Origin of the sequence: Algoriphagus kandeliae, assembly GCF_004571135.1 — a bacterium.
Lineage (GTDB): Bacteria > Bacteroidota > Bacteroidia > Cytophagales > Cyclobacteriaceae > Algoriphagus > Algoriphagus kandeliae.
The window spans coordinates 402,984-424,626 of record NZ_SPSB01000002.1 but is presented as its reverse complement, the minus strand read 5'-3'; the positions used below and the strand labels follow the sequence as shown (position 1 = coordinate 424,626).

The window sequence follows — 21,643 nt, the reverse complement described above, 5'->3', positions numbered from 1 at the left end:
TCATTTCATACCTAGAAAAAAGTTTCACTTCCCTGCTTTTTTGAACAATAGTACATTTTTAAGAAAAATGATAAAATTCTAAGCTGCATTTCATTTTCGGACAGAGTTTTAAAATACTTGACATTTAGAATTTTTAAGGTATTTTTCGTCGAAATGATTGATTTTATAGAATATCATTTTGTTGTATATGATTTACAAAAAATAATATTCTAAAAAATGAAATACAAAAACTTCGATTTATAAGGCAAAATTACCCTTCTGAAAATTAGTACTGTTCCCATGTTAAGGATTTTGAGATCATATCGCTTCTTAGTAGCGGCTGTGTGCTTCAGCTGGGGATTGGTATTTAATGCTCAGAGTCAATTTGCTTTTGAAATTCCTCAGCGGGAAAATGCCCGCATTTTAAGTTATGATGGAATCCAAGTTTCAGTAAGTGGCAAACTCGCCCTTTGTTCTCATTCTGAAAAAGGCAGTATCATCTTGGATGTAACCGGAGGAACGCCCCCTTATACCTTCCTTTGGAATACACATGAGACTACTCAGAACAGAACCAACCTATATGCAGGATCCTACACAGTCGAAATCACCGATTCAAAGGGTCTAAAGCATATAGAATCTATTGTCGTTCAGCCTCCATACCCACTTATTCTTAATCCAGTAGAAAAGACTGATGCTTCTTGCGGATCTTCTGCAGATGGATCTGCAAAAATCTCTGTGAAAGTAGGCCGCGGGGAACCATATCGGGTGACTTGGAGCAATGGTCTGAAGGATGTATGGGAAGCTACAAACCTAAAGCCGGGAACATACACAGTCATCGTAGCTGACAAATACAATTGTGATGTTTCTGTCAGTTTCCAAATTGCTTCCAAAGAAGCTGGAATTGAGGTTGCAGAAACCATTTCCAATGCATCCTGTGCAGGCAAATCAGATGGTAATATTTCTCTGAATGTCAATGGAGGAGTTGCTCCTTATATATATAAGTGGAGCAATGGCGCTCAAACAAAGGATTTGATCAATGTTCCGGCTGGTATTTATGAGGTATTGATTCAAGATCAGGGAGGATGTACGCTGCAGGCTTCCTATCGAATAGAAGAACCTCAATCCATGCAGGTAAATGTTCAATCTGAAAACCCAACCTGCTCTGGGGACAACAACGGCTGGATTGATTTGATTATCAATGGCGGTACAGCCCCTTATACAATCGAGTGGAATAATGGAGCAAATGGCAAAAAACTTGAAAATCTTGCTGCCGGCACCTACTTGGCTACAATTACGGATGCTTCAGGGTGCTTTGTTGAAAAGCAAATTACTATCGCCGCTGAGTCTGCTTTGAAATTGGATTTGGTAGAAACCACTCCTCAAAGCTGCGGCGGAGAGCCTGACGGAAGCATCACCTTAAAGCTAACTGGATCCAAAGGAAATACTTCTGTTGTATGGTCTGATGGGCAAAAGGATGTTTTGCAGCGATCGAATCTATTGGCAGGAACCTACGAGGTAACTATCACAGATGAGTCTGGCTGCGAAGTCCAAGGCTCCTATACCGTAACTCAAGCAGAAGCAGTAAATGCCCGAATCGAATCTGCATTGGATGTAAACTGTGATCAAGGAAGTGTAACTGGTCATGCTTGGGTATCGATTACCGGTGGGAAAGAACCTTATACCATCCAATGGAGCACAGGTGCTACCAATATCCGCGAAATCAATTACTTCAATGCAGGTACTGTAGAAGTCATCGTGACCGATGCCAATGGATGCATGTCTAAAACTTCAACTGTTTTGGATTTCCCTTCTGAAGTGAACCGTAGCGGTCGCTTGGATTTCCAGTACAGAAAACTCCAAATCACAAGTGAGTCTGAAGTATTTACTGATGAAAGCATCCTTTTTGAAAGTGAAATCGCACCAGAAATCATCGCTTGGGAATGGAACTTCGGAGATGGAAAAACTTCCAGCGAAAAAGACCCGGTACATGTTTACGAAAATCCGGGAATCTATGAAGTCAAATTAACGGGTTATGACATATTCGGCTGCTCTGCATTCGAAGTAAATCAAGTGCAAGTAACCAGCGCTGATGCTCAAGTTGTCATTCCAAATGCCTTCACTCCAAATGGAGATGGACTGAATGACTTCTTCTTCCCTAAGGCAAAAAATATCGAATCAATTACACTAGAAATATTCAATACCTGGGGTGAAAAGCTCTTTTTCACCAATTCTCAGGAAAGTAAAGGTTGGGATGGTACCTATCGTGGACAATTGCTTCCACCAGGGAATTATCTCTACAAAATCACCTATATCGATCGGGATTCTCAGCTTACCGAGAAAACCGGTGGTGTCACCCTAATCCGATAGATTATGAGAAGACTGTTTACGTTTATCATCCTTTTTATTGCCAGCCTGGGCCTTCGCGCCCAGGATGTGCAATATTCTCAATTCTACGCCAACCCATTATACCTAAATCCTGCCATGGCAGGTGCTTCCGAAATGACCCGAATTGGGGTAAACTATCGCAATCAATGGCCTGGTCTTGATCAATCATTCAATTCTTATTCAGCATACTTGGATCATTTCATTTTCGGTGCTAACAGTGGAATCGGAATCATTTTCAATCGCTCTGAACAAAGCATGGCAAACCTCAGCGTATCTGAAATTGGTGCAACATACTCTTACAGAGCTCGATTGGGATTCCGCTCTTTCTTAAGAGTTGGTGGACAGGTGAGCTACATGGATAGGGATGCATATTTTGGAGACTTGGTTTTTGGAAGCCAAATCGACGATATGACTGGATCAATCGGTGATTTTTCAGGTGAAAATTTAGGGGAGGATATGCGTCACCAATTTATTGATTACAGCTTTGGAATGCTTTTTCACAATGACAATTTCTGGTTTGGAGCCTCAGCCCATCACGTAACTCAGCCTAATATCTCCTTTATCGATAGTGAAATCAGCGAACTTCCACTCAAACTTTCCGCTCATGGCGGAGTGAAATTTGATCTTTCAGGAGGAAATTCAAAAGCATTCTATAATCAACGAACTGGTACTCGGGAATTGACTTTTGCTTTTAATTATAAAAATCAAGGACCTTTCACGCAGTTGGACTTGGGCACTCAGGTAAACATTCAGCCTTTGGTTTTGGGGGTTTGGTATAGAGGAATCCCTTTAAAAGAAACAGCCATTCCAAATCATGAATCCGTGATTGCTTTGGTGGGAATCTCACTTGGCGGAGGATTAGATATTGGATACAGCCATGATTTCACCCTGTCTTCTTTGGGAAATGCCAATACAGGCGGTGCACACGAGATTTCTATTCGTTATAGCTTTTTGGCAGGATCAGCAAAAGGAGCAGGAAGAAAGTCTTCCATGCCTTGTTTTAAATATTGATTTCTCAAAAACAATACTTCATCAAAGGGGCTTTATCTTAAGGTAAAGCCCCTTTTTTATGGCAAAAATCTTACGACTCATCTTAGGAGATCAGCTCAATGAATTGCATTCCTGGTTTGATGAAAAAAACGAGGATATTATCTACTTGATGGTAGAAATGCGTCAGGAAACGGACTATGTCGTACATCATATTCAAAAAGTTCTGGCATTTTTCCTTTCGATGAGAGCCTTCGCAAAAAAGCTCCGAGAAAAAGGACACCAAGTACACTACATTACAATTAATGACCCTTCCAATCCTCAGGATTTGGAGAAAATTATTTTGGATTGCATTAAAACCTATCAGATAGAAAAATTCGAATATCAACTCCCTGATGAATACCGTTTGGATGAACAATTAAAAACGATTTGCTCCAAATTATCGATTCAATCCGAGACTGTTGATTCCGAGCACTTTTTGACTGAAAGAGGATTTTTAGCTGATTTTTTCAAAGGGAAAAAATCTTACCTGATGGAGTCTTTCTATCGGGAAATGCGCAAAAAATTCAACATCCTGATGGATGGCAAGGAGCCTGTGCAAGGCAAATGGAATTTTGATCAGGAAAACCGATCTGCCCTAAAAGACAAACGACTGCTTCGAAAACCAAAAACCCATCCCAAAAACGTAAGCGAGCTATACGAAGTCATTCAAAAAGCCCAAATCAAAACCATTGGCAAAGTAGATCCTGAGAATTTCCTATGGCCAACTACGCGAGAGGAATGTCTGGAAGTCTTGGATTATTTCTGCGAAAATCTTTTGGTGCATTTTGGGGACTATCAGGATGCATTGACCACTTGGGACCCTTACCTCTTCCATTCCCGATTGAGTTTTGCCATGAACAGCAAGATGCTTTCCCCGTTGGAAGTAGTCGAAAGAGTGGAAAAGTACTGGGAAAGTCACCAAAATGAGATCTCCATTTCCCAAGTAGAAGGATTCATTCGCCAGATTATCGGTTGGCGGGAATACATGCGCGGGGTTTATTGGGCAAAAATGCCGGATTATGCCCAGCTTAATTTCTTTGGCCATGTCCGTAAACTTCCCGACTGGTTTTGGACAGGAAAAACCAAAATGAAATGTCTATCTAGCTCCATCGGTCAATCTTTGGACTTAGCTTATGCCCACCATATCCAACGTTTAATGGTCACTGGAAACTTTGCCCTTTTGGCTGGTATTCATCCAAACGAAGTGGATCAATGGTATTTGGGAATCTACATTGATGCGATTGAGTGGGTGGAGATTACGAATACTCGGGGAATGTCTCAGTTTGCAGATGGAGGAATTGTCGGCACCAAACCTTATGTATCCTCAGCCAATTACATCAAGAAACAAGGGAATTATTGCGATCACTGCGCTTACAGTCACAAGGAAAAAGTAGGTGAAAAAGCCTGCCCATTCAATAGCTTGTATTGGCATTTTTACGATCGAAATCGGGATAAATTAGAAAAGAACCCCAGAATTGGAATGGCATACCGGACTTGGGATAAAATGAAAAACAAGCAGGAAATTCTGGATCAGGCAGAAGCTTATCTTGATAAAATCAATGAGCTTTAAGCGATTACAAAATCAATCGATTTGTAAAGCCAGAGAGCCAAGCAGGAAAAAATTATCGGTTTCTGCTTGATCTAAACCCAACTCAGGACTCGTGAGCCAGCGACCTTCTAATCGAAAAGTCGCCAATTTCCCAAGTTTCCAATCGGTATTTAAAGACAATCCACTGGTTTTAATTCCCTGATCAATCAAGCTCGTTGCAATTGCTTGGAAAGGATCGTTATAGTATTCAAATCGAAATGCAGATGCGAATTTTTCAGAAAATCGCTTTTGTAAAATGGCGGACATCCCCCACCAATTTCGATCAAAATCAAAAGCTAAAGTTCGTCTGCCACCATCTAATCCAGCAATAAAGCGCCAACCCTCTCTCAATTTAAAATCTCCATAGAAGTTGGTGAAATACAGCATAGTCTCCGCTTCAAGAGGCTGATCTGTACCCAAAAATGTGCTCCAATTAATGGTCGTATTCTCATTGGGAGAAAACGTGGCCTGTGTTCCAAATGAAGGTTTATTTTTCCCGGGAATAGAACGAATCCGCTGCCAGCCATTCAAGTACAAAAAAGCAAAATACCATCGCTCATCCTTATTCCAACTCAATCTCGCCCCCGTTTCAAAATAAGGGCTATTCTCTGCGATAATGGATCTTGAAAGGGTTAAATTTTCCGTAGAAACCGCATTTTCAAAACCGATATGAGAAGGCAAAACCCCAACATCCAACCAAAGTTTTTGCTCTTTATCTATCGCTACTCCAACATTAGCTTGGTGAATCCATTTCAGGGATTGGGGTTCGTTTTCATAATTATCGCGCATGTAAGAACCTTGTTGTAAGCCAAGATTAGCACGAAAAAAATCAGATTTCACAGTTACACTTACCAATGCCAAATTGATTCCCAGTTTTGGATTGGTATGATTATACAAGAATGGTAACCTTTTAGGGTCACCTGGCTGACTAGAAAAATCACGTCCGTAATAAACATCAAGAAATGCAGAGAAATCCCATTCCAAACCATTGGTTTTTTCCTGCGAAAAGGCCTTGAAAGAAAAAAGGAGAACAAGAATCAGCCCAAACTTCCTCATAATTAGTCCTCTTTATCCAAAACTACTCTGGTTCTAGGAAGTGCCTCGGGATAATTTTTCTGTAAGAATTCAATCATCTTTTCCCGAACATGAACACGCAAATCCCAAGCAGTTGGTGAGTTTCTGGCAGAAACTAATATCCGTGTTTCCACTGTTCGCTCCTTAGCATCTGTTACCTGAAGGACTTTCACTTTTTTATCCCAAAGGCTAGTATTTTCCAAAATTCTATCCAACTCCTGCCTCATAGCATCAAAGGAAACCGTGTAATCCGTGTAAATGAAAACCGAACCAATAATATCTGCTGAAGTCCGAGTCCAATTCTGAAATGGCTTTTCCAAAAAATAAGTGGTAGGTAAAACCAAGCGCCGTTGATCCCAAATATGCACCACCACATAGGTCAAATTGATCTCCTCGATCCAACCCCATTCTCCCTCAACCACAACAGCATCATCCAGTCGAAAAGGCTGAGCAAAGGCAATTTGAATCCCTGCAATCAAGGTTCCAATAGCCTTTTGTGCCGAAAAACCAATAATAATCCCCGCTACCCCCGCTGAAGCAAATAGCCCCACTCCTATTTTTCGAATCGGATCAAAGGACACCAAAATCAATCCTATACCCAAAATGATGATAATGAAGTTGACAATCTTTTGGAGAATATTCAGCTGGGTATAAATCTTTCTCGCCCGTAAATTATCCTCCTGACTGATATCAAACTGCTTCAAAAAAATCCTTTTCAATATCCCTGTGAGTACTAAAAGACACCAGGTGAAACCGGAAATAATCAGGATGGTATTCAGGTGGGGCAACCAGCCCAACAAACCCTCCCAGCTCTCCGATTGGCCCCGAAAATATATCTTGGCAAAAACCAAAAGTAAGGTGACCAGCAGTGGAATGATTAATCTGCGGTAAATCTTCATCTAAAAATCAGTTGGTAAGCTTTCAAATTAAAAAAGGAATCCCATACCACAAAAAAAGCGGGAGTGATGACACCCCCGCTTTCAATTATTTCATCAAGGAATAAACCTTCATTAATCTCCAATCCACTCTGCTACAAACAGGTTGGTATCACGTGTACCTCCATTGTTTCTGTTGGAAGAGAAAACGAGATATTTTCCATTATTTGAGAAAACAGGGAAGGCGTCAAAAGTGTCGTTCTCGGTAATTCGAACAAGGCCTGTTCCATCCAAATTGATCATATACAAGTTGAAAGGAAAGCCTCTCTCGGTATGGTGATTGGAAGCAAAAATGATTTTCTCACCGGAAGGATGAAAGAATGGAGCCCAGTTGGCTTGACCGAGATCAGTGATTTTTCGCAAATCTGAACCGTCCACATTGGACACATACAATTCCATTTCTGTCGGCTTCACCAATCCTTCAGCAAGTAATTCCTTGTATTCTGCAATCTCCTCTTCTGTTTGTGGTCTGGAAGCTCTCCAAATTAATTTGGTGCCATCTGGTGAAAAGAATGCTCCTCCATCATATCCCCAATCAAAGGTTACTTGACGGACATCTGATCCATCAATATTCATAGTAAACAATTCCAAATCACCGGTACGCATGGAAGTGAAGACAATTTTATCTCCATTTGGGGAAACAGTCGCTTCTCCATCATATCCAGGCTCATTAGTCAATTGAGCTAGAATATTTCCCTCCAAATCCGCAGTGAAAATGTCATAGGTATCGTAAATCGGCCACACATATTTGCCATCTGTGCGACGCTCTGGAACAGGCGGACAATTATCACCACCAAGATGGGTAGAAGCATAAACGATGGTTTCATTTCCTGGAAGGAAGTAAGAACAGGTAGTCCGACCCAAGCCAGTAGATAGGCGTTGAGGAACATTGTTTTTCAGATCGTCTGTTTTCCAGTTGGTGTAAAAAATTTGATCACATGCTGCTCCCCATTCAGCGTAATCGGATTGGAATACCAGCATTTCATCATCGAAAGACCAATAAGCTTCGGCATTATTTCCTCCAAAGGTGAGTTGCTTAATATTTCGCAGGTACTTCATTTCATTTTCGGAGAGCAAAAGCGAATCAAGCGCAGTATGCTGTGGTTCATTTTCAGCTACTATTTCACTGGCCTTTTCGGAACAGGCCATGACAAACATCAATAAAATCAGAAATTGAAATCGCATGTTGGATATTAGTTGATAATCATTGCAGCGCGAAGATACCAATTATTATCTTTGGGCTAAACCGAAATTACATAATGAAAATCTATCGCTTATCTATTATTGCCGCTAGCCTTCTGCTGGCATGCAATAGTGCTCCCACGAATGATATTTTACTTCAAAATCTGAAAACAGATGTGAGTTACTTAGCTGCTGACCAGTTGGAAGGCCGAGCAATTGGCACATCTGGTGAAGAACAAGCGGCCAAATACCTAGCAGAGCGTTTTGCTGAAATCGGTCTTAGCCCAAAGGGAACTGACGGATTTTTTCAGGAATTTACCGTTTCCAAACCTACCAATCCTCACGAAGAAGCAGTGATTGGCACGGATGGAGAAGGAGTCACAGGACGGAATGTTATTGGATTTATTGATAATCAGTCCGAAAAAACCATTGTAATCGGCGCTCATTTTGACCATTTGGGATATGGAGGTTCAGGCTCCTTATACCGAGGTGATTCTGCCATTCATAACGGTGCTGACGACAATGCCTCTGGAACAGCTGCCTTAGTAGCCCTAGCTGATATTTTAAAACATGAAAAACACCCTTCCAATTTCTTATTCATCGCTTTTTCAGGTGAGGAAAATGGACTATGGGGTTCCAATTATTTTGTAAAAAATCCAACCATCGATCTCGGCACAGTCAACTACATGATCAACATGGATATGGTGGGACGACTGAATGAAGAAAATACATTGGCAATCAACGGGGTAGGGACCAGCCCTAGTTTTGTACCGGCTTTGGACTTGGTGAATAGTGATAGTTTGAAATTAGTGACTTCAGAATCAGGCGTTGGGCCATCTGACCACACTTCTTTTTACCTACAGGATTTGCCTGTTCTGCATTTCTTCACAGGACAGCATGAAGATTATCACCGTCCTTCTGACGATTCCGAGAAAATCAATTACAATGGCCTGCTTCAGGTTGTTCAGTACATCCACAGATTGATCGTTCAATTAGATCAGGAATCAAAATTGGCTTTCACCAAAACGAAAGACAGTTCCGGAGACTCTCCTCGATTCACGGTAACTCTTGGAGTTGTACCTGATTACCTCTATGATGGGAAAGGAATGCGAATCGATGGTGTATCAGAAGACAAACCGGCTCAAGCGGCAGGTTTACAGAAAGGAGATATCATCGTACAATTGGGAGACTCAACCATTGTAGATATGATGAGCTACATGCGCTCTCTAAGTGCTTTCCAAAAAGGGGAAGAAGCCCAAGTGGTATATGAACGAGATGGAAAACGACTTGAAGCTAAAGTCAAATTCTAAGAACAGAAAATGCCTTCCAGATGAATTTGGAAGGCATTTTTGTTTATTCAGCCTCTAAACTGAAAATCAAGACCAGAGCCTCAGATGAATAAAATAAGCCGAGAAAGAAACAATCCTTTAGGCCTCGGAGAACTGATTGCTGTAGCCTTGGGAGGCATGGTGGGAGGAGGAATTTTTTCTATCCTTGGGATTTCCACAGAGCAAATTGGGAATGCCACTCCGATTGCAATTTTAATCGGAGGGGGACTCGCATTTTTTGCAGCTTATTCTTACGTCAAATTGGCTTTGCTTTACAAGGATGAAGGAGCCACTTATTCTTTTTTCAAAAAAACCTTCCCGAAAAGCCGAATGGCCTCATCAGTCATCGGGTGGCTTATCACCTTTGGTTACATCAGTACTTTGGCTCTATATGCTTTCACGTTTTCTTCTTATTTCTGTAGCCAATTTGAGTCTTTAAATCATCCCATTGGCCAAAAATTGGTGGCTGGAGCAATCATATCAGTTTTCGCTGTGGTGAATTTGGTGAGTGTAAAGGGAATGGGAAAAGTCGAGGATGTCATGGTTTATACCAAGATTGTTATTCTCCTCTTTATTTCTGGATTGCTTGCGGGAAAAGGCGATTTACAAAAACTCCAACCGCTGATTTCAGCAGACACCACTTGGATGAAGGTGCTGATGGTTTCTGCTATCACCTTTGTCGCCTACGAGGGTTTTCAACTAGTCATCAATGCTTATGATGAAATGGACAAACCACAAGTGAACATTCCACGTGCCATCTACATTTCGATTGGAATTGCCATCACCTTATACGTAGTGCTTGCCGTCGCAGCGCTTTCGGTCATCCCAAAGGAAAGCATCATAGCAGACAAGGAATACTCATTGGCAGCTGGAGCAAAAACATTCTTGGGTGGCTTTGGACAGTTTATTGTGATATTTGGAGCCTTGTTGGCGACTTCCAGTGCCATCAGTGGGACACTTTTTGGAGCATCCAGACTCATGGCCGTAATTTCAAAAGATGGGTTTTTCCCAAAGCCCCTCAGCGAAAAAGTCCAAACTTATATTCCTTACAAGGCCATTATCACCATGAGTATTTTTGCCTGGATTCTAGTCCTTTCAGGAGGATTACAGGTGATTCTGGAGTTTGGGAGTATTACTTTTATTCTTGTGTCCTTTTTGATGGCTGTAGCAAACTTCAAAAAGCGGAAAGAAACTAATTCCAGCGCTTGGTTTACCGGAATAGCCATGCTAGGTCTTTTGGCCGCAGGAGTGTTGATTGTTTATTTCGAATTTACCGAAAACCTCAGTCAGTTTATCGCAATTCTTGGATTCTATGTGCTACTCGCTTTCGGAGCCATTATTTATTCAAAAAAGAATGCCCCAACAGCAGACAAAAAATAGCTCGGGGTTTAATTACGAAGCTCGAATTCTTGCTTCGCTCCATCCAAAAACTCAATAAATCCCTGAATATCGGTATCATACGCTCTTGGTTTGGCCAAAAGCTGTTCCTCATGATCCAAAATCACATAATAGGGTTGAGCATTATTTTGAAATCGGGTAATCTGAAAATCTGCATTTTGCTTTCCGAGGGTCTTTTTGACTTTTCCATCATAAGAAGAAGTGTACCACTCACTTTCCGGCAATTCCAGTCGCTCGTCGATATATAAAGCCACCATCACAAAGTCTTCTTTCAGACGCCGTAACACCTCAGGATTCACCCAAACATTCTCTTCCATCTTCCGGCAATTCACACAGCCATGCCCAGTAAAATCAATTAACAGTGGCTTATTAGCTTCTTTCGCAGCCCGAAGTGCCTGATTATAATCGAAATAGCCCTTGATCCCGTGAGGGATTTCCAAAATATCAGCATATTTCACCGGCTCATCCAAAACATAGGCTTCGGAAGAAGCACTTGATGAGGCCTCTCCTATTTGAAATTGCTGGGTGCTCATAGGAGGAAGGTACCCACTCAAATATTTAAGCGGAGCTCCCCAAAGACCTGGAATCATATAGACCACAAACATGAAGGTCAAAAGGGCCAATAGCAGACGAGGAACGGAAATAGATTCCAAAGGAGAATCATGAGGAAGGCGAATTTTTCCAAGCAAATACAAGCCCAAAGCGCCGAAAATCACAATCCAGATAATCAGGAATATATCTCGATCCAAAATTCCCCAATGGTAAACCAAATCGGCAATAGAAAGGAATTTGAAAGCTAAAGCGAGCTCTAGGAATCCCAATACTACCTTGACAGAATTGAGCCAACCTCCGGATTTTGGAAGGCGATTCATCCATTCTGGGAAAATCGCAAAAAGCGTAAATGGAATAGCAAAGGCTAGGGAAAAGGAAAACATTCCCAAAATCGGTTTGATCAATTCTCCTCCAGCAGAGGAAATCAGAATCGATCCAACGATTGGACCGGTACAGGAGAAGGATACCAAAACCAGCGTAAAAGCCATGAAGAAAATCCCTGCCAAACCACCTTTCTCCGCTTTCGCATCTACTTTGTTGACAAAACTGGAGGGAAGCGTAATCTCAAACATTCCCAAAAATGCCAATGCAAAAACAATGAAGATCCCGAAAAAGAATAGGTTCGGAAGCCAGTGAGTCGCCAACCAATTGGCAAACTCAGGACCTTGAATCGCTGATACAGCTGTTCCTGCTATGGTATAAATACCAATGATGGATAAGCCATAAATAAAGGCTTGCCGGATTCCTGCCGATCGACTTTTTGCTCGACCCGTGAAGAAACTCACGGTCATAGGAATCATAGGAAATACACAGGGAGTCAAAAGGGCAGCAAGCCCTGCCAAGAAAGCTAAAACCATAAATCCCCACAAGCTTTCTTCGGTAGCTCCTTCAGGTTCAAAATCAGTAATTACAGCAGTTTCTTTTTTCGATGATTCTTCTGAATCAATTTGGTTGAAAATCATTTCACCTTCATCGGAGGCATCACTTTCAAGTGCATTGGTATTTTCCTCCAAACCTACAGCAGTAAAAGAAAGCTCTATGTCCTCCTCATAATTGATACACTGTCCTGTCAAATCAGAGCACATCTGATATTCCAAAACCCCAGAAATCATCCCTGAAGAGTTGATTTTTAAAGTCTGTTCAAACCGTCCCTCTTTGATGAAATAGGTAATATCCCCTTCAAAAATCTCATCAAACTTCTTTTTCCCCTCAATCTCCTTCAAGTCCCCAACCCTTTCAAAAGCCTGAGATTCATCCAGAATCAAAGTCGTAACTAGAGGTCCCAAATCCGGATCAAAATCAGTTCCGTAGATATACCATCCAGCAGGAATTTGGGCTTGGAGGATCAGCTTAGCCTCCTCTCCTACCTGAGGCTGCGCAGGTGAAAGACTAATCGTCCATTGGGGAGGGGAAATAATTTGGGCCTGGGTCCCCAAGCTTATCAAAAATGCCAGGATAAGCAGGAGATTTTTAGTCCAAGAATGGGAGTTATTCATACCGTTTGAACAGCTTTTTAAGAGAAAGGAAATTGATAGCGCCTTAGTTCCGATTTATGCTTCACTCAATTTTTTGAAGTGTCGGAAAAATGCTGCGATGGTCTCAATCCCAATAAAGTAATTTTGAACTCCATAGTGCTCATTCGGCGAATGCAAGGCATCTGTATCCAATCCAAAACCAAATAGAATCGGATCTGAACCTAGCTCTTTTTGGAATAAGGCTACAATAGGAATAGACCCTCCTTCTCGTGTAGGAATTGGCCTTTTTCCAAAAGTCTCTTCCATCGCTGCTTCTGCCGCTCGGTACCCTACAGAAGTGTCAGAAACTACCGCAGGAGAACCCCCATGATGACTTCTCACCTTCACTTTCACCGAAGCAGGTGCAAGGGATTTGAAATAGTCTTCAAAGAGTTTTGCGATCTCTTTCCAATCCTGATCAGGCACTAAACGCATGGAGATTTTAGCATAAGCTTTGGAAGGTAAAACCGTTTTGGCACCTTCACCAGTATAACCTCCCCAAATCCCATTTACATCCAAAGTAGGACGAATGCCCACTCGCTCGATCGTGGTGAAGCCTTTTTCTCCATGTACCTCATCGATTTCCAATTTGGACTTGTATTCCTCCAAATCAAAAGGGGCTTCATTCAATCGCTCTCTTTGCTCAGCAGATAATTCCTGCACCTTGTCATAAAAGCCCGGAATCGTGATGTGCTCATTTTCATCTCTTAGGGAAGCAATCATTTTGCAAAGCACATTAATAGGGTTGGCAACGGCTCCTCCATAAGTTCCTGAATGCAAATCTCGATTAGCACCGGTCACTTCTACCTCCATGTAGGTCAAACCACGCAAGCCAACCGTAATGGAAGGATCCTGCATGGAAATCATATGCGTATCTGAAATCAGGATGACATCGGATTTCAATTTTTCTTTATTCTCAAGAACAAAAGTTTCCAGGTTATCCGAACCAACTTCCTCTTCCCCTTCGATCATAAATTTGACATTGCAAGGCAAATCTCCAGACGCCATCATCGCCTCAAAAGCTTTGACATGCATGTAAAACTGTCCCTTGTCGTCCGCAGATCCACGTGCGAAAATGGCTCCTTCAGGATGATTCGGAGTCTTTTTAATTACTGGTTCAAATGGAGGAGAATCCCACAATTCATAAGGATCGGCGGGCTGCACGTCATAATGACCATAAACCAAAACGGTGGGCAAATTCGGATCTACGATTTTCTCACCATAAACGATGGGATAACCTGCTGTCTCACAAACCTCCGCTACATCTGCCCCGGCTTTGAGGAGACTTTCTTTTACGAATTCAGCTGCTTTGAAAACATCATCTTTGAATTTGGGATCAGCACTTACAGAAGGAATCCGCAAGAGATCTAACAATTCATTTAAAAAACGTTCCTTATGGGTTTGGATATAGTTATTTACTGACATGCTTGATGGGATTAATGAAAGTCCCCAAAATTATCGGATTCAAGAGGAAATGCCTATTTTCCGCTCATCTTTTCTCAGTGACAAACCATACAGAAGCGTATGAAAGCGATTATTTGTGAGCAATTTGGACTTCCAGAAACCCTTCGATTTGGAGAATTACCAGACCCGAAACTTGGACCGGATCAGGTATTGATTGGAGTAGAAGCCTGTGGGGTGAATTTTCCGGATGTCCTGATTATTCAGAACCTTTATCAGTTTAAACCGGAGCTGCCTTTCTCCCCAGGAGGGGAAGTGGCTGGAAAAATCATTTCAGTAGGTGAAAAAGTGAAAAGTTTCCAAGTTGGCGATTTTGTTTTGGCTCTTTGCGGCTGGGGAGGTTTTGCTGAAAAAGTTGCCGTAGATGCTGATCGCGTCTTCAAACTTCCTTCTGGAATTCCCGCTGAAATCGCGGCCACCACTTTATACACTTACGGCACATCCTACCATGCTTTAATGGATAGGGCAAACCTTCAGCCTGGAGAAACTTTATTGGTATTAGGTGCTGCAGGGGGAGTTGGATTGGCGGCAGTTGAATTAGGAAAATTGATGGGAGCAAAAGTGATTGCAGCCGCTTCCTCTTCCGAGAAATTGGAACTCTGTCTGGAAAAAGGTGCCGAACTAACCATCAATTACGAAACTGAAGACCTTAAATCCCGAATCAAAGAATTGACCAATGGAAAAGGAGTGGATGTGATTTATGATCCGGTTGGTGGGAAATTTACTGAAGCTGCACTTCGGGGAATAGCCTGGAAAGGTCGCTATCTCATAGTTGGTTTCGCCAATGGAGAAATACCCAAAATCCCAATGAATCTTCCACTTTTGAAAGGTTGTTCCATTATGGGTGTTTTTTGGGGACAATTTTCAAAACTGGAACCAGAAAAAAGTTTCCAGAACATCGCCCAATTGATGAAGTGGATTCAGGAAGGAAAAATTAAACAACACATAGGGGAACGGTTTTCTCTGGAAGATTCCCCGAAAGCTTTACGAGCTATCTTAGATAGAAAGATGCTTGGGAAAGGGGTTGTAATTATCAAATAAGGGCCCCAATTCCAATCCAATTCTTACATCCTGTAATATATAAATCTGGATCGAAGCTAGAAAAAGTAAGTTTCAGAGCCCTCCCAATCCAACAATTTCTTCAAGTTATCCACATCACGTTCAAAAACAGGTAAAATTGAGGGGTTTGATGGATACGTCTCTCCATCAAATTGAACCAACCGGTTTTTACCCCCACTATACAAAATCAAATTTTTCCAACCATTTGAGCTTTCATTATCCACAAAAACCGGGTACTTCACTACTGAGAATTGAGTGATAAAATCTCCTTGATCAGAAAGCAGAAGAAGGGTACAGCCACCGGAACCGCAGAAAAATGGACCCGTCATACCGACCAAAATCTCTGAGATACCATCTTCATTTAAGTCCACTTGATAGTACATATAGCGACGATCCAAGGAATCCAAAAAATCCCCTGCGAGATCTTCCTTGAATAAATCCTGAATCTTCAGATTTATTAATTGTTCGATTTTTTCCTGATCCCCTTGAGATATAGGAATTTCTTCTCTAGTGGAATCCGAGACTACCTCTAGGATAGAAATCTCTGAGGCAATTTCTTCCACCGAACTGCTGGATTTACATCCAAGTAGTATAGAAAAAGCCAATAAAAATCTAAAATCAATTCTCTTCATAAAAGGAAAAAGGAGCTAGCGATTGCTAGCTCCGTTTGGGTTAGTGGTTAATTTATTGAAGACTTAATTTTTTAAAATCGAAGTCCCGCTGTTAGGAATAGACCATTTGATTTTCCCAATTCAAGATTAGCTACGTCGGTAGTAATGTTTGTCAAAGACCATTGATAAGACAGATCTACATAAAAAATAGCAATATCAACCCCTGCACCGGCAAATACCCCCCACTTAGGAGAAGCATAATCATCCTCACTCAAAAATTCATTGCTGACACTAGTCACAAAGAATCCTGAAGCTCCTCCAAATATTCGAAGGCCTGCAAATGAATCCGCATCACCTAGCACTTCCAAACCAACTGCGATTGGAACTCGGAAACCTTTGAAATTGCCATCTGTAACAGGAAAAGGGTTATTCGCACTGGTTACCTCAATGGATTCTGTTTGATAAAACAAACCTGGCTCGAAATAAAATTTTTCCCCAAATGCTACAGAACCTCCAAACTGAAAACCTGGATTACCTTTTAAATCATCAAATGATCCTCCAGATACATTCGTGAAATTTACCCCTACACCGGGCTTGATTGTGACTTGTGCTTGAAGACTAAAAACAAGCAACATAATCACACTGGCAGTCGCTAAAAGCTTTTTCATAATTTTAGAAAATTTAGATTTTATGAAATTTCGACTTTCTAAAAAGATTGGCTAAGCTTTTAGCTTGAGAAAAAATAACAGAATATGTTTTTTTTATAAAAAACGTTATTTTCAGGTGTTATTTATAATAGAAATGCGGGTATTCTTTAGTCTATTACTGTATTTTTTCCTTTTGAGCATAGCTTATCCACAGGATACCCTTTTTGTGAATAAGCACCTTTTTCCAAGCCCAGTTCAAAATGTATTCGAGGCTCGGGAAACTGTTTTTGCAAAAACTACTCTCAATTTATACCAGTTGGATGGAGATACATGGACACCAATTCAAGAGGATTTTTCTAAGCCCTATGTTTTCTATAAAAACAACTTTTACGAATCGGATTTTATCCCCAATTCCGAACTTTTTGATGTAAACCCAATCAAAGAACTAGTTCCTCAAAGAGGTCAATTTATTGCCACTGCCGCACGAGTAGGTTCTCGATTTTTCATTGCTACAGGAAGTGAATTATTTGAATATGAAATTCGGGACCATTATACACGAACCTACCATAACATGTCCATCCGGGATATTTACATAGAAGACAGCCTGAAAGTCATCCTCACTTATTCGGGAATTTATGTAAATGATAGCATCCGACTGGAATATCCGGAATACTCTAATGGCCCTCTAGCAAAAATTGACTCCCTGTACTATCTGCCCTGGGATGAGGTGAGCTTATTTTTTCCTCCTGACTCTATATATATCATTCCAAATGCCACTAATTTATTTTCTGGAAAAGCTAGAAAAGTAATTTCTTGGAAGGGAGAAAACTATGCGCTATACACCCAATCGGTATCGAAAATCCTTCCAGAATTTGAACTGCAACCTATTCATCAAGGCTTGGAATATTTAGATCTGGAGGTATTCGGCGAGGATTTGGTTTTTTCCACATTCGAAGGAATTTGTTTAACGTGGGACGGGGAAAAAATCGACACTTTAGCCCAAATACCAGCGAAAGTCAAAGATATTTTCCCAATCGGAAACCGCTTAATCTTCAGTTCCGACGCGGGAGTTTTTGAACTGAATGCCGATAATCCCAAACTCACTCAACTAGCCGATACACCCAATTCGGTAATGACTACCTTGGATGACTTCAATAATCTGTGGATTTCTACAGAAAATGGCCTATACGTGCTAAGCAGTGACTATCCGGACCCTATTTTAATTATCCCCAATGTGGAATTTAATCGGGAGGCTCTTTTACTTCAAGGCGAAATGCTTTATGTGGGAGCAGTTGACGGACTTTATCAACTCAACACCTACGAAATTGAAAAATCCTACCTTCCCAATCTGCTAAACACCCTTCAGGTACCTTTGAGTGAGCGGAAATCTACATGGCTAATTGGGGGTGCTTTAGCTGTTTTGGGTTTTCTGATTGGTTTTATTCTTTTCCGAAAGAAAAGGAAAGAAGACCTGGTCAATGCTAGAAATGGAAGTAAGAATGAATGGAGTCTTGAAGAACTTGAAAACAGAATTTTATCCGAAAAAATCCAGACTGTAGAAGCCTTGGCTTTATCCTTCGAAACAAACACCGTTCAACTTAACCGGAATTTTAAGAAACTGGGAACTACTCCGGGTAAATTTCTCAAGCAAGTCAAACTCAAACAAGCCAAAGAAATGATTCAAGACGGTAAAGACTTGGAGGAAGTAGCAAAAGCTATCGGTTATTCCACCAAATTGATAAAAACAGAACTGAACTTGGATTAAATCACAAGCAGACTTCCTGATTTTTTCTTTCTCTTTTGCATGCTTTTACCACAAAAATCCTTTGAAATCCACCTTCAAACAAGCCGAAAACCGCACACGGAGTTTTCGCAGGTGGCGGTGTCGAAATATTGTAATTTTCTAAAAAACTAAATCCATATGATTTCCCAACTGAAAAAGCTTTACCTACTACTCTTCTTGGGTTTAGGGCTGAGTTTACCTCTTTTCGCCCAAATCACCTATCAAACCCCACCAAAAGCAATCGCCGATCTCGTCAATGCACCGAGTACCCCTTCGGTAGTATTTTCAGAGAATGCGGATTGGATGCTCCTACTCGAGCGTGCAGACAATCCTTCAATCGAGACTTTATCTCAACCCGAACTTCGTATTGCAGGAATGCGAATCAACCCTGCTACTTCCGGTCCAAGTAGAACGAGAGGAATTGAAAACCTCAAAGTTCGCATGACTCGATCTGGGGATGAAATTCAGATAAAAAACCTGCCTCAGAATCCATCTATCGGAGATATTGCCCTTTCCAACGATGAAAAGTTCTTGGCATTCACAAATACAGAATCCAATGGAATCAGCTTGTGGGTAGTGGACTTATCCACATTTGAAGCTAAAAAGCTAACTGATGCTATTCTGAATGATGTCTATGGAAATGTGATGACCTGGACTCCGGATAATCAGATTTTGATCAAAGCCGTAAACCTATCCCGAGGTTCCATGCCTCAGGCTCCTGCTGCACCTGCAGGACCTATTGTTCAGGAAACTGCCGGTGATGCAGCTCCAAGCCGTACCTATCAGGACTTGTTGAAGAATCCTTACGACGAGCAGCTTTTTGCCTACTTTATGGATTCCCAATTGATGCTAGTCAGCTTGGATGGTAGCAAAAAGCCTATTGGACCAGCATCTATGATCAAGTCCTTTGATTTATCTCCTGATGGAAAATACATCTTGGTAGAAATCATCAAAAAGCCATTCTCCTATCTAGTCCCTGCTGGAAGATTCCCTTACGATGTAGAAATCTGGTCCAGCGCAGGGCAAAAAGTAAAAACCTTTGCTCAAATCCCATTGGATGAGGTTCGCCCAACTGGTTTCGATGCTACCGTGACAGGTCCCCGAAGCATCAATTGGAGAGCAGATAAGGGCGCAGTGCTGTATTGGGTGGAAGCTCAAGATGGTGGTGATGGAAAAGTAGATATGGAAGAACGGGAGATTGTCTATACACTTGCCGCTCCATTTAATGGTCCAAATCAGAAATTAGCTACCACTTCCCTTCGATTTGGGGGTATTGCTTGGTCTTCTGATGATTTTGCAATTTTGAATGAGCGCTGGTTTGGAGCTCGACGGGAAATCCGCTCTGTGATTAACCCTTCCAATCCATCTCAAGGAAAGCAAGTAATCATTGATCGCTCTTATGATGACATTTACAATGATCCGGGAGATCCACTCTTCGAAACCAATGATTTTGGAAGAAATGTATTGAAGCGAAAAGGAGATTTACTTTTCATGACTTCTGAAGGAGGAAGCCCGGAGGGAAGTATGCCTTTCCTTTCTACCTTCAATGTGAAAACCAAGGAACAAAATATCCTTTGGAGATCACAAGCTCCATACTATGAGCGAGTAGTCAAAGTAATTGACGAAGACGCTTCTGAATTCATCACTATCAAAGAAAGCACTGATATTCAGCCAAACTATTGGTTGGTCAACACCAAGAAGCGAATCGCTCCAATGCAGATCACTGATTTTGCCCATCCTTATGAAGCCCTGAAAGGCATCAATAAGCAATTGGTAAAATACAAGCGAAATGATGGCTTGGATCTTTCAGCTGTGATTTATACTCCGGAAGGCTATGATCCAGCAACAGACGGACCGCTTCCAGTATTGATGTGGGCTTATCCTCGGGAATACAAATCTGCAGAAATCGCGGCTCAAGTTCGTGGTTCTAAGTATCGATTCACCCGCCTTAGCTGGGGATCTCCGATCTATTGGGTTACTCAAGGCTATGCTATCATGGACCAAACAGAGATGCCAATTGTAGGAGAAGGAGATCAGGAACCAAATGATTTCTTCATCGAGCAATTGGTTGCCAATGCAGAAGCAGCAATAGATCATGTCGTTAGCTTGGGAATCGGTGATAGAAACCGCATTGCTGTTGGAGGTCACTCCTATGGAGCATTCATGACTGCCAATTTGCTTTCGCATACAGATTTGTTTGCCGCAGGTATTGCTCGAAGTGGGGCTTACAACCGAACTCTGACTCCTTTTGGTTTCCAATATGAGCAGCGTACCTACTGGCAAGCTCCTGAGGTATATTTCAACATGTCTCCTTTCTCTTTTGCACACAAGGTGAAAACTCCAATTCTACTAATTCATGGACAGGCAGACAACAACTCCGGAACTTTCCCGATTCAGTCGGAGCGTTATTACAATGCTTTGAAAGGGCATGGAGCAACTGCCAGATTGGTATTTTTACCGCATGAAAGCCACGGCTATGCCGCTCAAGAATCCATCTTGCATACCTTGTATGAAATGGATAGCTGGCTTGATAAATATGTGAAAAACCGAAATCAAATCGATCGGTCTAAGTAAAATAAAAAACCCTCTCCAAATAAATGATCTGCCTCCAATAAGTGTCAAACTTTTTGGGGGCGGATCATTGCTGGAAAGGCTTCTTTTTTTATGTCAACAGTCCACGGTCCATAGTCGATAGCACGGGCATATTGTCCATGGACCATGGTCTATTTTCTATGGACTAAGCACTATTTACTGCTCACTGAATACTGTTTACTGTGCTCTGTCGTCTGTGGACCGTCGACTTATAAAAAAATCCCCCTAACCCACTTTGAAAGGGGGAATTGTGGAGTGGTGGACTGGAAACAAAAAAGCCTCCCCATTGCTGAGAAGGCTTCTTTGGTTGATGGTCGATAGTCCATGGACCATGGTCTATTTGCTATGGACTAATCACTATTTACTGCTCACTGAATACTGTTTACTGTAAACTGTCGTCTGTGGACAGTGGACCACAATGGAGATTGATTCGCTCTGCTCGCAGTGACATTTCCCTACTGTTTACTGCTTACAGATTACCACTAACTGCCAACTGCACACTGTTGCCTGTCATCCGTGGACCGTT

General features: G+C 41.6%; 15 protein-coding genes. 8 read left to right on the top strand and 7 right to left on the bottom strand.

Annotated features, from left to right (window positions below):
* Nucleotides 1–279 precede the first annotated feature (279 nt).
* The 3 genes from E4S40_RS06410 to E4S40_RS06400 are packed head-to-tail and all read left to right on the top strand — an operon-like array spanning nucleotide 280 to nucleotide 4,963.
* Nucleotides 280–2,346: a T9SS type B sorting domain-containing protein gene (locus tag E4S40_RS06410; RefSeq protein WP_135072356.1), complete on the top strand. Its 2,067-nt coding sequence runs from the start codon at nucleotides 280–282 to the stop codon at nucleotides 2,344–2,346.
* A 3-nt stretch (nucleotides 2,347–2,349) separates the two neighbouring features.
* Nucleotides 2,350–3,375: a PorP/SprF family type IX secretion system membrane protein gene (locus tag E4S40_RS06405; protein ID WP_135072354.1), complete on the top strand. Its 1,026-nt coding sequence runs from the start codon at nucleotides 2,350–2,352 to the stop codon at nucleotides 3,373–3,375.
* Between the two features lie 58 nt (nucleotides 3,376–3,433).
* The gene (locus E4S40_RS06400) at nucleotides 3,434–4,963 is read left to right on the top strand and encodes a cryptochrome/photolyase family protein (RefSeq protein WP_135072352.1); all 1,530 of its coding nucleotides are present in this window, start codon (nucleotides 3,434–3,436) and stop codon (nucleotides 4,961–4,963) included.
* Between the two features lie 12 nt (nucleotides 4,964–4,975).
* Here the strand turns inward: E4S40_RS06400 and E4S40_RS06395 are convergent, their stop codons facing one another.
* From E4S40_RS06395 to E4S40_RS06385, 3 genes are all read right to left on the bottom strand, one after another.
* Entirely contained in the window at nucleotides 4,976–6,037 is a 1,062-nt protein-coding gene (locus E4S40_RS06395) for a porin (RefSeq protein ID WP_135072350.1), read from the bottom strand.
* Nucleotides 6,038–6,039: 2 nt separating this feature from the next.
* On the bottom strand, nucleotides 6,040–6,954 hold the full coding sequence (locus E4S40_RS06390; RefSeq protein ID WP_135072348.1) for a mechanosensitive ion channel family protein: 915 nt from the start codon (nucleotides 6,952–6,954) through the stop codon (nucleotides 6,040–6,042).
* Between the two features lie 111 nt (nucleotides 6,955–7,065).
* On the bottom strand, nucleotides 7,066–8,175 hold the full coding sequence (locus E4S40_RS06385; protein WP_135072346.1) for a TolB family protein: 1,110 nt from the start codon (nucleotides 8,173–8,175) through the stop codon (nucleotides 7,066–7,068).
* A 74-nt stretch (nucleotides 8,176–8,249) separates the two neighbouring features.
* Between E4S40_RS06385 and E4S40_RS06380 the strand changes: the two genes are divergently transcribed.
* Complete coding sequence (locus tag E4S40_RS06380; protein WP_135072344.1) at nucleotides 8,250–9,482, top strand: M28 family peptidase; 1,233 nt, start codon at nucleotides 8,250–8,252, stop codon at nucleotides 9,480–9,482.
* An 84-nt stretch (nucleotides 9,483–9,566) separates the two neighbouring features.
* Nucleotides 9,567–10,880 carry an APC family permease gene (locus tag E4S40_RS06375; RefSeq protein ID WP_135072342.1) on the top strand — a complete coding sequence of 438 codons (1,314 nt, stop codon included), beginning with the start codon at nucleotides 9,567–9,569 and terminating at the stop codon, nucleotides 10,878–10,880.
* Nucleotides 10,881–10,888: 8 nt separating this feature from the next.
* Here the strand turns inward: E4S40_RS06375 and E4S40_RS06370 are convergent, their stop codons facing one another.
* Together E4S40_RS06370 and E4S40_RS06365 are read right to left on the bottom strand one after the other, a co-directional pair.
* A complete protein-coding gene (locus tag E4S40_RS06370; protein ID WP_135072340.1) occupies nucleotides 10,889–12,946 on the bottom strand; it encodes a protein-disulfide reductase DsbD family protein in 2,058 nt (685 codons plus the stop codon).
* A gap of 54 nt (nucleotides 12,947–13,000) precedes the next feature.
* Nucleotides 13,001–14,389, bottom strand: a complete 1,389-nt coding sequence (locus E4S40_RS06365; RefSeq protein WP_135072338.1) for a dipeptidase — start codon at nucleotides 14,387–14,389, stop codon at nucleotides 13,001–13,003.
* Between the two features lie 99 nt (nucleotides 14,390–14,488).
* On the opposite strand from E4S40_RS06365, the gene E4S40_RS06360 reads away from it, so the two are divergent.
* Nucleotides 14,489–15,466 (top strand): NADPH:quinone oxidoreductase family protein, encoded by a 978-nt coding sequence (locus tag E4S40_RS06360; protein WP_135072336.1) that lies wholly within the window; start codon nucleotides 14,489–14,491, stop codon nucleotides 15,464–15,466.
* 56 nt (nucleotides 15,467–15,522) lie between these two features.
* On the opposite strand, the gene E4S40_RS06355 is transcribed toward E4S40_RS06360, so the two are convergent.
* Both E4S40_RS06355 and E4S40_RS06350 read right to left on the bottom strand, forming a co-directional pair.
* A complete protein-coding gene (locus E4S40_RS06355) occupies nucleotides 15,523–16,116 on the bottom strand; it encodes a hypothetical protein (protein WP_135072334.1) in 594 nt (197 codons plus the stop codon).
* Between the two features lie 71 nt (nucleotides 16,117–16,187).
* Nucleotides 16,188–16,763 (bottom strand): outer membrane beta-barrel protein, encoded by a 576-nt coding sequence (locus E4S40_RS06350; protein WP_135072332.1) that lies wholly within the window; start codon nucleotides 16,761–16,763, stop codon nucleotides 16,188–16,190.
* A 115-nt stretch (nucleotides 16,764–16,878) separates the two neighbouring features.
* On the opposite strand from E4S40_RS06350, the gene E4S40_RS06345 reads away from it, so the two are divergent.
* A complete protein-coding gene (locus E4S40_RS06345) occupies nucleotides 16,879–18,507 on the top strand; it encodes a helix-turn-helix domain-containing protein (protein WP_135072330.1) in 1,629 nt (542 codons plus the stop codon).
* A gap of 156 nt (nucleotides 18,508–18,663) precedes the next feature.
* A complete protein-coding gene (locus E4S40_RS06340; protein WP_135072328.1) occupies nucleotides 18,664–21,099 on the top strand; it encodes a S9 family peptidase in 2,436 nt (811 codons plus the stop codon).
* The last annotated feature ends 544 nt before the right edge of the window (nucleotides 21,100–21,643 follow it).